Origin of the sequence: Agrobacterium sp. AGB01, from assembly GCF_014851585.1 — a bacterium.
GTDB lineage: Bacteria > Pseudomonadota > Alphaproteobacteria > Rhizobiales > Rhizobiaceae > Agrobacterium.
On the sequence record NZ_JACVAB010000001.1, the window covers coordinates 37980 to 50539 of the forward strand.

At 54.5% G+C, this 12560-nt stretch carries 14 protein-coding genes and 1 pseudogene; 7 read left to right on the forward strand and 8 right to left on the reverse strand.

Going from position 1 to position 12560, the window contains the following annotated elements; genetic code table 11:
- The first annotated feature begins 59 nt into the window (after nucleotides 1-59).
- Nucleotides 60-1163, forward strand: a complete 1104-nt coding sequence (locus tag IB237_RS00195; RefSeq protein ID WP_192486618.1) for a TRAP transporter substrate-binding protein — start codon at nucleotides 60-62, stop codon at nucleotides 1161-1163.
- Here IB237_RS00195 and IB237_RS00200 read toward each other — a convergent pair.
- Nucleotides 1164-2253: pseudogene (locus IB237_RS00200) on the reverse strand (helix-turn-helix domain-containing protein).
- Between the two features lie 184 nt (nucleotides 2254-2437).
- On the opposite strand from IB237_RS00200, the gene IB237_RS00205 reads away from it, so the two are divergent.
- Entirely contained in the window at nucleotides 2438-3511 is a 1074-nt protein-coding gene (locus IB237_RS00205; RefSeq protein ID WP_192486619.1) for a dienelactone hydrolase, read from the forward strand.
- A gap of 45 nt (nucleotides 3512-3556) precedes the next feature.
- On the opposite strand, the gene IB237_RS00210 is transcribed toward IB237_RS00205, so the two are convergent.
- The 3 genes from IB237_RS00210 to IB237_RS00220 form a co-directional block, all read right to left on the reverse strand.
- Nucleotides 3557-4075 (reverse strand): GNAT family N-acetyltransferase, encoded by a 519-nt coding sequence (locus tag IB237_RS00210; protein ID WP_192486620.1) that lies wholly within the window; start codon nucleotides 4073-4075, stop codon nucleotides 3557-3559.
- A gap of 71 nt (nucleotides 4076-4146) precedes the next feature.
- Nucleotides 4147-4716: a helix-turn-helix domain-containing protein gene (locus IB237_RS00215; RefSeq protein WP_192486621.1), complete on the reverse strand. Its 570-nt coding sequence runs from the start codon at nucleotides 4714-4716 to the stop codon at nucleotides 4147-4149.
- Nucleotides 4717-4827: 111 nt separating this feature from the next.
- The gene (locus IB237_RS00220; protein ID WP_192486622.1) at nucleotides 4828-5229 is read right to left on the reverse strand and encodes a ketosteroid isomerase-related protein; all 402 of its coding nucleotides are present in this window, start codon (nucleotides 5227-5229) and stop codon (nucleotides 4828-4830) included.
- Between the two features lie 108 nt (nucleotides 5230-5337).
- Between IB237_RS00220 and IB237_RS00225 the strand changes: the two genes are divergently transcribed.
- The 3 genes from IB237_RS00225 (at nucleotide 5338) to lepA (ending at nucleotide 8710) form a co-directional block, all read left to right on the forward strand.
- The gene (locus IB237_RS00225; RefSeq protein WP_192486623.1) at nucleotides 5338-5937 is read left to right on the forward strand and encodes a GNAT family N-acetyltransferase; all 600 of its coding nucleotides are present in this window, start codon (nucleotides 5338-5340) and stop codon (nucleotides 5935-5937) included.
- Nucleotides 5938-5940: 3 nt separating this feature from the next.
- Nucleotides 5941-6810, forward strand: a complete 870-nt coding sequence (locus tag IB237_RS00230; protein ID WP_192486624.1) for a carbon-nitrogen hydrolase family protein — start codon at nucleotides 5941-5943, stop codon at nucleotides 6808-6810.
- 61 nt (nucleotides 6811-6871) lie between these two features.
- Nucleotides 6872-8710 (forward strand): translation elongation factor 4, encoded by a 1839-nt coding sequence (gene lepA / locus IB237_RS00235; RefSeq protein ID WP_192487794.1) that lies wholly within the window; start codon nucleotides 6872-6874, stop codon nucleotides 8708-8710.
- A gap of 135 nt (nucleotides 8711-8845) precedes the next feature.
- On the opposite strand, the gene IB237_RS00240 is transcribed toward lepA, so the two are convergent.
- Nucleotides 8846-9199: a hypothetical protein gene (locus IB237_RS00240; RefSeq protein WP_192486625.1), complete on the reverse strand. Its 354-nt coding sequence runs from the start codon at nucleotides 9197-9199 to the stop codon at nucleotides 8846-8848.
- Between the two features lie 151 nt (nucleotides 9200-9350).
- The gene (locus IB237_RS00245) at nucleotides 9351-10142 is read right to left on the reverse strand and encodes a GH25 family lysozyme (RefSeq protein WP_371815207.1); all 792 of its coding nucleotides are present in this window, start codon (nucleotides 10140-10142) and stop codon (nucleotides 9351-9353) included.
- Here IB237_RS00245 and IB237_RS26505 point away from each other — a divergent pair.
- Nucleotides 10084-10218: a hypothetical protein gene (locus tag IB237_RS26505; RefSeq protein WP_371815208.1), complete on the forward strand. Its 135-nt coding sequence runs from the start codon at nucleotides 10084-10086 to the stop codon at nucleotides 10216-10218. The genes IB237_RS00245 and IB237_RS26505 overlap by 59 nt on opposite strands.
- A gap of 571 nt (nucleotides 10219-10789) precedes the next feature.
- Here IB237_RS26505 and IB237_RS00250 read toward each other — a convergent pair.
- Nucleotides 10790-11545, reverse strand: a complete 756-nt coding sequence (locus IB237_RS00250) for a type 1 glutamine amidotransferase (protein ID WP_192486627.1) — start codon at nucleotides 11543-11545, stop codon at nucleotides 10790-10792.
- Nucleotides 11546-11666: 121 nt separating this feature from the next.
- Nucleotides 11667-12116: a DoxX family protein gene (locus tag IB237_RS00255; RefSeq protein ID WP_192486628.1), complete on the reverse strand. Its 450-nt coding sequence runs from the start codon at nucleotides 12114-12116 to the stop codon at nucleotides 11667-11669.
- A gap of 130 nt (nucleotides 12117-12246) precedes the next feature.
- Here IB237_RS00255 and IB237_RS00260 point away from each other — a divergent pair, with 130 nt between their 5' ends.
- Nucleotides 12247-12558: a SelT/SelW/SelH family protein gene (locus IB237_RS00260; protein ID WP_371815209.1), complete on the forward strand. Its 312-nt coding sequence runs from the start codon at nucleotides 12247-12249 to the stop codon at nucleotides 12556-12558.
- Nucleotides 12559-12560 lie beyond the last annotated feature (2 nt).

The following is a 12560-nucleotide window of genomic DNA, read 5'->3' on the forward strand; positions in this document are numbered from 1 at the left end:
TGTGGGAGGCGTACCCGGCGGTTCGCCTTATGAAACTCTTCATAACAAGGCAAACCAACATGGATCGCAGATCTTTTATCCGCAATGCAGGCGCGGTTGGCGCCGGTGTCACGGCAACTGCATTGGCCGCTCCGGCCATCGCTCAAGAAAACCCGAAAATCACGTGGCGCATGACCTCATCCTTTACCAAGGGTCTGGATATTCTGTTTGGCGCGGGCCAGATTGTGGCTGACCATGTGAAGGAAGCAACCGGCGGTAACTTTACCATCCAACACTTTGCCGGCGGCGAGATCGTTCCAGCTTTGCAGGCTGCTGATGCGGTGACGGCCGGTACGGTCGAAATGGCGCATACCTGCTCCTATTATTACGTGGGCAAGGACCCGACCTTCGCGCTTGGCACGTCGGTTCCGTTCGGTCTCAATGCGCGCCAGACAAACGCCTGGTTCAATCAGGCTGGCGGTAATGAACTGCTCAACGAATTCCTAGCCCAGCACAACATTTACTCTATCCTGCTCGGCAACACCGGCGCGCAGATGGGTGGCTGGTTCCGCAAGGAGATCAACACCATCGATGATCTCAAGGGTCTTAAAATGCGTATCGCCGGTCTGACCGGTCAGGTCATGCAGAAGGTAGGCGTCACTCCGCAGCAGATCGCGGGCGGTGACGTTTACGCAGCGCTTGAAAAGGGCACGATCGACGCGACCGAATTCGTTGGGCCGTATGACGACCAGAAGCTCGGCTTCTACAAGGTCGCCAAGTATTATTACTACCCTGCTTGGTGGGAAGGCGGCCCGGCTGTTCATGCTTTCGTCAATCTCGAAAAGTTCAACAGCCTACCCGAAAACTACAAGCGCATCTTGAAGGACGCCTGCGCGGCCGGAAGCGCCAGCATGCTGGAGCGTTACGACGCGCGCAATCCGAAGGCATTGAAGGAACTGGTGGCACAGGGTGCCGTCCTGCGCCCGTTCAGTCAGGAAATCCTCGATGTTTGCCACAAGGCAGCACTGGAGACCTACGCTGAAATCTCTGCATCCAACCCAGCCTTCAAGAAGATCTATGACAGCCAGCAGGCTTTCAAGAAGGACGCCTATCTCTGGGCGCAGATCGCTGAATACACCTACGACACCTACATGATGATCCAGCAGCGCAACGGCACGCTGTAATCATCGATCAGGCAGAGTTAAACGGTCACCCGGTTTAGTCCGGGTGGCCGTTTTTGTGGGTGGAGACCAGTTTCCACACCTCACGCTCGCGCCATGCTACCGGGCTCAGGCCGGTTATGCGGCGAAATTCGCGATTGAAGTTGGATTTAGTCTGGAAACCGGCATCCAGCATGATCGAGGTCACCGATTGTTCGGTTTCTTCCAGAAGGCGACAGGCTTCCCGGATACGCAACTGATTGACGTATTGCGATACGTTCATATTGGCAGACCGATTTATGGCATTGGAAATCTGACGGCTGGGTAGGCCAAGTCGGCGAGACAGCCGTGTAAGATTGAGATTCTCATCGCGGTACAGCCGGTCTTTTTGCATAATATGCTCCAGCCGCTCCATCACTTCACGGTCTTCAGTCGAAGGTGGGATAGGCGTGTCGCTGGGCTCTTCTGTGCCAGCCTCTGGCTCGACCTTGCTGCCTTCTGCAACCGACGCCGTCAGACCGATCAGGAAAAGGCCCAGAAGATTGGCATTGCTGACGATAGCGGCGACATTGGCACCGCGTGTCCATTCGAAGTCCAGCAGCACCAGAAAGTCAAAGCAGGCAGACAGGCACAGCGCGCCCGCGGCGATGTAAAGTGCGCGGTGGGCAGGCACTACACTCGCAAAACGGGCCTCGTCCAACCCGTCAGGACCTGAACGACCCAGCGCAATAATGGCAACCGCATAACCGACGAACAGACTGATCAGAGCAAAGTCGATCGCCAGCGGATAGACCAGCATCAGCAACAGAATGATCAGCGGCGAAACGACAATCCCGGTCAGGGTAAAGTTGCGGGTGGCAGGTTGGTCATTCATCAGGCTGCGGAAGCTGGCATAAACAAGGGGCGGCAGGCATCCGGCAATAATAGGCAAAACATAACGCACGTCCTCGATGCCATAACCCCAGCGCACTCCGACTGAAATCGATTGCAGCACACAAAGGCCGATCAGCGCCAGAAATGGTCGGTTCGCTTTTTTTTCACGGGCCCTGAACAATGTGATCAGGGTGAGACCAAGCAACAGGGCAACGACAAAGGGCAAGGGAATAAACAGCACGTTAAGGGCCTTGACGAACGAAGTTTATGCGCGAAGCGCAGCAGACAAGCCGATTGCTCCGGTTTCTATTCAATGAAATGGACCAGATCGCGTTCCGGTACGACCTTGATCCTGATTGAGGACGCTAAATACCTGATTTTTGCCAGCATGGGCCATCGTTCATCCAACTCAACGAGGTTTTTTCATGCGCTTTCAAATTTCCATCGCTGCCCTTTTTATGGCCTGCACGGCTGGCTCGGTTGCCTTTTCAGCAGAGCAGGTCGGTGTGCGCAACATCAATGTTTTTTCCCCACAGCGTAACAGCAATCTCGAGGTGACGGTGTGGTACCCGTCAGCGGCGGATGGCGAAAAAACACTGGTTAGCGATAACCAGATTTTTGAAGGTTCTCAGGCTTTCAAGAATGCCACCATCAAAACGGGCCAGTTTCCGCTCGTCCTTTTGTCTCATGGCTCAGGTTCGAGGGTTGAAGGCATGGCATGGATTGCGGTGAAACTGGCTGAGGCCGGTTTTCTCGTGGCTGGTACCAACCATCCCGGTACAACAAGCGGTTATTCTACACCACAGGACACGCCAAAAATCTGGGAGCGTACGGAAGACCTATCAAACCTTGTCACCAGCCTGACCACTGACAAGGCCTGGGTGTCTTCCATCAGCCAGACCAACATCGGTGTTTTGGGCTTTTCGTTGGGTGGTGCGGCGGCCATGGAAATTTCCGGTCTGCGTGCTGACCTTGATTCCTTCATCCGTTATTGTGAAAACCATTCAGACATGATGGATTGCCGCTGGTTTGCCGGTGGGCGCGGTTACGTGAATGATGAAGCGGTATCCGTGCCGAAGCTTGATTTGCGCACCGTCGACAGGGAACGGTTTGAGCAATGCAACAGGGACCCGCGCATAAAGGCTGCGGTTCTTGTTGATCCCGCTCTGGCAACGGTCATCCAATCCGAAAGCATCAAGGACGTGACGATCCCACTGACCTTCATCAATCTCGGCGATGAGGGCAAGGTTCCGGTTGCCGTCAAAGCGGATGAGTTGTCACATCAGATCTCGTCGGCAGATTATGTTCGGCTCGGCGGTGCCGACCATTTCAGCTTTCTGCCGGTTTGCAAAAAGGACGCCAATGCTTTTCTTGAATCCATTGGTGAGTTGGACCCCATTTGCAGCGATGCCGGTCTGCGGGACCGTGCTGAAATTCATCAGGAACTGATTAAAACCATTGTCGATACCTTCACCCGCACCCTGAAAAATGGCCATTGAACCAAATGCCAGTAGAACAAAACGCCGGGAAAACCCGGCGTTTTGTCATTCGATGCGTTTGTAAAAGATCGTCGTGCTGCAATACCGGCCATCGGGGAACAGAGCGTAATCGGGGATAACGCCCACCCGTTGCCAGCCGAACCGTGGATAGATTGCTTCAGCATCGCTGCCGGTTGCAGTATCAAGAACGAGAAGCGTGCGCCCGCGTTTGGCAGCTTCTGCTTCCACCGAATCCATCAGCAGACGAGAAAGTCCTTGTCCGCGTTGCGAACGATGAATGAGCAGCTTCATCAGGTCACCACGATGCGGCTGGTTCGGTTTGGATGCCAGACCGATCTGCACGGTTCCGACAACAACGCCGTCAACCTCCGCGACGACATGGATGATGTCACCGGTATCGATGCCGTTAGCCACATTCCGCCAGAAGTCTGCCCCGTCTTGCGGAGTGAAGGGCAGCATGAAACCAACCGACGCCCCGTCATTGACGCAATCCGACAAAACCTCGCACAGGTCAGGCAGGGCGTTTAATGTATCTGCTGCGTCTAGAATTCGGATCGTTGCCATAGGTACCTGCGGTAGACTTAAATCGATGAGGGACTGTCGTTGAGAAATTTGAGATGTGTTTTATCCGCGTGTCAGCGAGTTCGCCGGTCCAAAACGACGCAGTAGTGGGCGGGCTGCTCACCCGGATTGTGAAAAACGTGGCCTTCGCCAACCGGCATGAACAGGCAATCGCCCGGCGAAAGGAGATAGACATCCTGTTGTGTCGTCATTTCCAGCGTGCCTTGCAGCAGCCAGACATGTTGGGTCATGCCATGCGAAGCAGAGTGCGGTGGAAAACTGACTTTCGCGCCAGCTGGAAACTCCACCTCAACAATATCGACATCCGAGCCGACGCGCGGCGGTGAAATTGCGCGGCGTACATATCCGGTTTCCGGATCCTGCCAGATTTTCTGTTCTGCCTTGCGGACGATTGGAGTGACTGTCTCGTCTTCAGCAAAAAAGCCTGACAGCGAAAGGCCAAGTGCGGCGCAAATCCGGGCTAGGAGCGAGGCGGTTGGGCTCGCCTCGCCGCGTTCGATACGCGAGATCATCGCCCGGCTGACGCCCGAAGCAATACTGAGCTGGTCGAGCGTCATATCGTTTTCAGCACGCAACGTGCGGACCCGCGCGCCAATCGATTTTTCGAGAATGTCGTTTTCCATGTCCATGATCAGAGATTTGCATTCTCTTATAATGGAGTCAACGGGTATTATAGTGGAATATTCGAAAAGTAACCAACCTGCGTGAAAGCAGGTTCGTCGTCCTTGATAGTCTTATGCGCCAACCTGAGCGATCCAGTCACTCAGATTATAGTAGTTTGTTACCCGGCTAACTTTACCGTCCTTTAATTCGAAGAAGGCCCCCGCGGGAAGCACGTATTTCTGTCCATTGGCCTCTGGAAGACCTTCATCGGTCACCAGATATTCACCGTTGACGACAAATTCTGCAGACGCGCGCTTGCCGTCTGCGCTGGCCATAATCACCATGTCGGTCAGGGTTTCCTTGTAGCAACGGTTCATGTGATCCATGAACTTCGCAAATACCGCCTTGCCGGTCTGGCGCTCACCCTGATTGATGTCGTGAACGACGTTTTCGTCGAGCAGGGCCAGGAAAGCATCCATGTCCTGACGGTTGAAAGCATCGTAATAGGCGTGGATGGTGGCGGCTGCTGTCATCTTTATCTCCATGGGTCTGCAACAGAACTTGGCTCACTTTGGTCGTCACGATATAACCGGGCACAACCAAGGTGAAAATGCTGTATATCGGAAAGTATCTTAACTGACATGAAAGCACTCGAAATCAAATCCGTATCCGGTGCCGATATTGCACCCTATTTTGATGACCTCGCCCGTTTGCGTATCGGTGTTTTCCGGGAATTCCCCTATCTGTATGACGGCACGATTGAACATGAGCGGGAATATCTGGCCACCTATGCCAATTCGCAAGGTGCCGTTGTGGTGCTGGCGCTGAATGACGGCAAAGTCGTTGGTATGTCGACGGGAATTCCAATGGCGTCAGAAACCGATGAGGTGAAAAAGCCTTTCATCGCAGCCGGTTATAATCCTGATCGGATCTTCTATTTCGGCGAGAGCGTGCTTCTGCCGCAATATCGCGGGCAGGGCGCTGGTGTTCGGTTTTTTGAAGAACGAGAGGCGCAGGCAAAACGGCTTGGCGGTTTTGACTATTGCACCTTCTGTGCGGTGGAGCGTCCGCTGGATCATCCAAGACGGCCCGCAGACTACAAACCACTCAACAGTTTCTGGGAAAATCGCGGTTACGTCCACAAGCCGGAACTGAGCACCACATTCACCTGGCAGGATCTAGATGAAACGTCAAAAAGCCCGAAAACCCTTTCCTTCTGGATGCGAAAGATCGAGGTGTAATTCATGACAAGACTTGCCGCTTGCCAATACGCCATTGAACTCATCGACAGCTGGGAAGATTACGTTGCGCATTTAAGCGCTCTGGTACGGCAGGCGGCAGAGGACGGTGCCGAGCTTGCGCTTTTGCCGGAATATTCTGCGCTGACGCTGACCGGCCTGCTGCCAGCTGATGTCCGCTCCGATCTGCACAAGTCCATCGATGCCCTGCAGCCCCTGCTGCCGGCTTGGCTGGAACTGTGTGAAGAACTGGCGCGTAGCCATGGTATCGTGTTCCAGCCAGGTAGCGCGCCGGTCAAGGAGTTAGATGGCAAATATCGCAACCGTGCCTGGCTGTTTGGACCGGACGGGTTGATCGGGTATCAGGACAAGCAGATCATGACCCGGTTTGAGCGGGAAAAATGGAACATTGCCGCCGGTGTCGAGGGATTAAAAGCCTTTGACACGCCGGTTGGCAAACTCGGCATCCTGATTTGTTACGATAACGAATTCCCGATGCTTGGCCGCAAGCTGGCGGAACTGGGTGTAGAGTTGGTTCTGGCACCCAGCTGCACTGACACGCTGGCCGGTGCATTCCGGGTGCGCATCGGCGCGCAGGCCCGCGCGCTGGAAAATCAGTATGCCGTACTGTCCTCCCCAACAGCGGGTGAAGCACCTTGGTCACCAGCGGTTGATGAAAATCGTGGCCGCGCAGCTCTCTACGTTCCCTCTGACTACGGCATGCCGCCTTCGGGCATTGTGGCAGAAAGCGAAAGCGACAATGTGGTCGATAGCCATTGGCTGATCACTGACATCGATCTCGGCGCCGTCGCAAAACTGCGAACCGAGGGGCAGGTGGCCACCCGCCGTGACTGGCCGGAGCAATTTGACGTATGAAAGGCCCATATTTAGTGGCCTTTTAACGAATTCCCACTTTTCGACTATCGAAGCCCCTGCTATAGCCCGGGGCATGAGCACAAATCCGAACCGCATCCCGCTTGACCATATCCGCAACTTCTCGATCGTTGCCCATATCGACCATGGCAAATCGACATTGGCCGACCGGTTGATCCAGTCGACCGGTGGTCTTGCCGAACGCGATATGTCCGAGCAGGTTCTCGACAATATGGATATCGAGCGCGAACGCGGCATTACCATCAAGGCCCAGACCGTGCGTCTGCACTATAAGGCCAACGATGGTGAGACCTATGTTCTCAATCTTATCGACACCCCCGGCCACGTCGACTTTGCCTATGAAGTGTCGCGCTCTCTGTCTGCTTGCGAAGGCTCGCTACTGGTGGTGGATGCGTCGCAGGGTGTAGAAGCCCAGACGCTGGCCAACGTCTATCAGGCGATCGATAACAACCACGAGCTCGTTACTGTTCTGAACAAGATCGATCTGCCCGCTGCCGAGCCGGATCGAATCAAGGAACAGATCGAGGAAGTCATTGGCATTGATGCCAGCCAAGCCGTTCTGATATCCGCCAAGACCGGCCTTGGTATTCCAGACGTGCTGGAAGCCATCGTCCATCAGCTGCCTCCACCGAAGAGTGAGCTTGGTGAAAAGGGCCCGCTGAAGGCGCTTCTCGTCGATAGCTGGTACGACACCTATCTCGGCGTCATGGTTCTGGTGCGCGTGCTTGATGGCGTTTTGACCAAGGGTCAAACCATCCGCATGATGGGCACGGATGCGAAATATCAAGTGGAGCGCGTCGGCGTCCTCACACCCAAGATGGTCGCTGTCGATAGCCTCGGCCCGGGCGAAATCGGTTTTATTACCGGCTCGATCAAGGAAGTGGCTGATACGCGCGTTGGCGATACCATCACGGAAGATAAGCGCCCGACCGAAAAGGCTCTTCCGGGCTTCAAGCCTGCTCAGCCGGTGGTTTTCTGCGGCCTGTTCCCGGTCGATGCAGCAGATTTTGAAGACCTGCGTGCCGCCATGGGCAAATTGCGCCTCAACGATGCGTCGTTCTCGTTTGAAATGGAATCGTCCGCCGCTCTCGGTTTCGGTTTCCGCTGCGGTTTCCTGGGTCTTCTGCACCTTGAAATTATTCAGGAGCGCCTCGAGCGTGAGTTCGATCTCGATTTGATCGCGACTGCCCCTTCGGTGGTCTATCAGTTGACGATGACCGACGGTTCCGAGCGTGAGCTGCACAACCCGGCTGATATGCCGGATGTAGTGAAGATTGCCGAAATTCGTGAACCATGGATCAAGGCGACTATTCTGACGCCGGACGATTATCTTGGCGGCATTTTGAAGCTCTGTCAGGATCGCCGCGGTGTCCAGACCGAACTCACCTATGTCGGCAAGCGTGCGATGATCACATATGAGCTGCCGCTGAACGAAGTTGTGTTCGATTTCTACGACCGCTTGAAATCCATCTCCAAGGGATATGCGTCCTTCGATTACCATCTGGATGGTTATCGTGAAGGCAACCTCGTCAAGATGTCGATCATGGTCAATGGCGAACCGGTGGATGCGCTTTCTATGCTGGTGCACCGTACCGCTGCCGAAAAGCGCGGTCGCGACATGTGCGAAAAGCTGAAGGATCTTATCCCTCGCCACATGTTCAAGATTCCGATCCAGGCGGCCATCGGCGGAAACGTCATCGCTCGTGAAACGATTTCAGCCATGCGCAAGGACGTGACAGCCAAGTGCTACGGTGGTGACGCCACCCGTAAGCGCAAACTTCTGGACAAACAGAAGGAAGGCAAAAAGCGCATGCGTCAGTTCGGCAAGGTCGATATTCCGCAGGAAGCGTTCATTGCTGCCCTGAAGATGAGCGACGACTAAGCGTTACACATCAAAATCCACAACAAAAAAGGGAGGCGAACGCCTCCCTTTTTTGTTCCGAATAGACAGTCTGTAAAAAGAAAACTGCCCGCCTCGAAAGACGGACAGCTCTCGCTCCTCCCGGTAACCGTTAGGTTATGGGGTCGTCGATGTGCCACCACCCGTTGCTGGGGCAGCAGGCGCAGCATTGTTGGCTGGCGGCTCAGCTGGCGTCGTTGGTGCCATAGGCTGAACTGCGGGAGCCTGCTCCGTTGCGGCTGGCGGTGTGGTCGTTGACGATGTTGTTGTTGGGTCCGTTGTTGGACCACCCATCTGCGACCAGATAAAGACACCCGCCAGAATGAGCACAATCAGAGCGCCGAACGGAACCCATGATGATGATGAGCGTGCTGGCGGTGCCAGATTTGGATCAATATGCGGTGGCACATTTGGATTCAAATCCGGCCGTGGGCGAAGTTCAGGATTTCTGTCATTTGGATCATACGTCATGTTACTTCCTCCTTCTGGATCAAGAACGCGTGATCGGCAAAAGAGTTCCAGTTGCGGTCAACAAGAGTTAAAAACATGCGCGATGTTGGCCATAAATGACAAAAGCGCCGGGGATATCCGCGGCGCTTTTAGGTCTATCTTAATGGTAACCCTAGCGGCTGGCGGTGCGAGCCGGACCGGATCTGGCGACCCAGCGATGCCAGTCTTCGATGCTGCCGTTGAACACATTCAGATCAATCTTGCCCGACACGCCTTGTGACAGGCCCGAACCGGAATACTGCCAGAACACCCACTTGCGGCCCGGATAAACCTTGGAAGGATGCTGGGCAACGGCACGAAGCCAGAATGGATAGTTGAGGAATTCGCCGGACAGGTGATCCTTGTAGAAGTCAGGTGCGGTGTAGATAACCGGACGCTGGCCGTAATGGCGTTCCAGCATGTCCATAAACACCTGCATCTTTTCAAGCACCTTAGCGCGTGGAAGACGCATCTTGCAGCTGGACTCACCGTTGTATTCAACGTCGATCACTGGCGGCAGGGCATCCGGGTCCCGCGGCACGTTGCGAATGAACCATTCGGCCTGATGGCTGGCCGGGCGGCACCAGTAGAAGAAGTGGTAGGCACCGCGACGGATACCGGCTTGCTTGGCAAGCTGCCAGTTGGTCTTGAACATCGGGTCGAGATGGTCGCCGCCATCGGTTGCTTTGATATAGGCAAAGTTTGCGCCCTGCGTGCGCAGCTTTTGCCAATCGATATTGGCCTGCCAGCGCGACACGTCGACTCCGTGCACGGCGTAATGATTAGGCGTAACCTTGCCGAAATTGATCGGCTTAGCGTCACGGAACTGGCGGCTATAGATCCGGGAACGTACCTGTGGGCCTGCCATGATCGCCGGGCTTGCTGCCATCGCCATCGTGACCGGGCGCTGGTCGGGAACCGGCATGCCAACGTTTGGCGCGACAACGGAAAATGCCTGTGGTTCTTCCGGCACAGGACCGCCCCACGCCAGAAGCTCCTGATGTTCATTGGAGCCGGAGGCCTGTGCGGTGCCAACTGTCGCCGAAGGAATGGGGCCGGATGTCGGAGTTACAGAGCTGGTGACTTCTCTCGACGGAGAGGAAACACCTGTCATGATGCTCTCTGGCCCAGAACTGGATGTACAGCCGGACAGTGTCAGGCAGGCGAGGAGCAATGCTGGCACAACAGATGAACGCATGGGAATCCGTACTCAAAACAAAACAGAAAATACGAGAAAAGCCTCCTCGCTAACGTTCTGCTAGGATTAAAGAACAATTATCAAGAAAGATTAAATTGCGCCCCACCAGAATGTGTTTATGGCCGTAAAACGGCTATTTTCGGAGGTTTCGGCGCCGCATTCAGCGGAAACCGAACCTGCCACCCATGATGATCTGTTAGGAAATGTGGCGAAACCACATGGTAAAAATCCATTCATTTTTAGAGACTTGAAATTCAGGCACGCGAAATGTGGCAGGATTGGTGAATGTGGGTGAACACCGTTAAGACCTTATCAACCACACGCAAAGCTTGCTGAAAAAATGACAATTAGGCCGGAACCGGGGTATTTGAGCGTTAGGAGCCGGCCAGAACCGGTTGCTGATCCTGCTTTTGCGTGGTGTTGTCACGCTGCTCGATCAGCTTTACCCAGGCGCGGGCCAGGGCAAGTCCGGCCACGTCAGCCAGTGTGCCGTTTTGTGCCTTCTGGTCGAAATAACCGGCCAGCCAACCCGGCGAAATCTTTTCAATACTGTCGGAAAAATTGCTGCGCCAACCCTCAACCACCGAGGTGTCTGCCTCGAAGTGAAACTGTGTACCGTAGGAGGCGCGGCCAACCCGAAAAGCCTGGTTGATTGCTGCGCCATTGGAGGCTAGCCGCACCGCATCCTGTGGCAATGTAAAACTGTCATAGTGCCACTGGAAAATACGGAAGTTATCGCCAACACTAGAAAACACTGGATCCCGTCGGCCTTCTTCGTTGACCTCGATATTTTCCCAGCCAAATTCACGCGTCACCTTCAGCAGGTTTTCGCCGCCATGGGCACGCGCCAACAACTGGCTGCCGAGACAGATACCGAGAACTGGCTTATCCGCTTCGGTAAAGTCACGCATCAATTTCGCAAGTTTGGGCAGGTAGGGATATTTTTCATCGTCTACGGCGCTTTGTTCGCCGCCAAATACCACAAGTGCATCGTGGCTGTCTGTATCGTCAGGCAGAGCCTCGCCGAGATAAACGCTGATGACGTCAAGCTCGGCGTTAACCTCGGCCAGGGCGACGCCCACTTGTCCGTGGGGTGTGCCAGCCATGTTTTCAATGATTGCGACGCGCATGAAGTCTACCTGTAAGAAAACCTAACGCGCTAAATTGACCATGCGACTGGACGCTTGACAAGACCAAAGGCAGCGCTGGCCACCTTTGGTCGGGGCTATTTTTCTGTGTGCCTCAGAAAGATCAGAACACTTTTTTCAGCTTGGCATCCACGGAGTGGCTGTTGCCGCCACGCACTGCAAAGAACAGGAAGATAGCTGCCCACAGGATCGACTTCTCACTGCCCGCCAAGCCCTCGGCCTTGACGATGCCGTGGAAGTAAACGGTCACAAGCAAAACGATAGTTGCGGCAAAGGCCGCAGGGCGAGTGAAAAGACCAATGGCAATTAGAATGCCGCCGAAAAACTCTGTCGCGGCCAGCAAAGGTGACCAGAACACACCGGGATAAAATCCGAGGCTTTCCACCATGCCAACGGCGCGAAAGGGGTCCATGATCTTGCCGTAGCCATGCGTAACAAGAAGAACACCGGCAGCAACACGCAGAATGGTTTCAACGATTTGGTGGGTGCTATTATAGACCGGTGCGACAGCCGGAACGATGAGACGCTGCGATGATTGAATATTTTTCGTCATAAGAAACTCCATGAATTGAACATGGTGTTTTCTCTAAAGCTGTATGACGTGAAGACAATCAAGCATCGTATAAAAACATGATTATTATTGTTAATATTTCCGTGAACGAGATTTGATGATGGAGAAGCCTGTGAACGATACGACCGCCAAACCCCGTGTTGCCATCGTATATTGCACGCAGTGCAATTGGCTGCTGCGATCCGGCTGGATGGCGCAGGAATTGCTGCAAACCTTTGGTCAGGACCTCGGCGAAGTTGCACTCGTTCCCTCGACGGGTGGCCGTTTTGAGATCACAGTAAATGACACTCTTATCTGGGAGCGCAAGCGCGATGGCGGGTTTCCCGGACCCAAAGATCTCAAGCAGCGTATTCGTGACGTGATCGATCCCGAACGTGATCTTGGCCATACGGATCGCAAGGCCAATGAGGGATTGGATACCTGAAC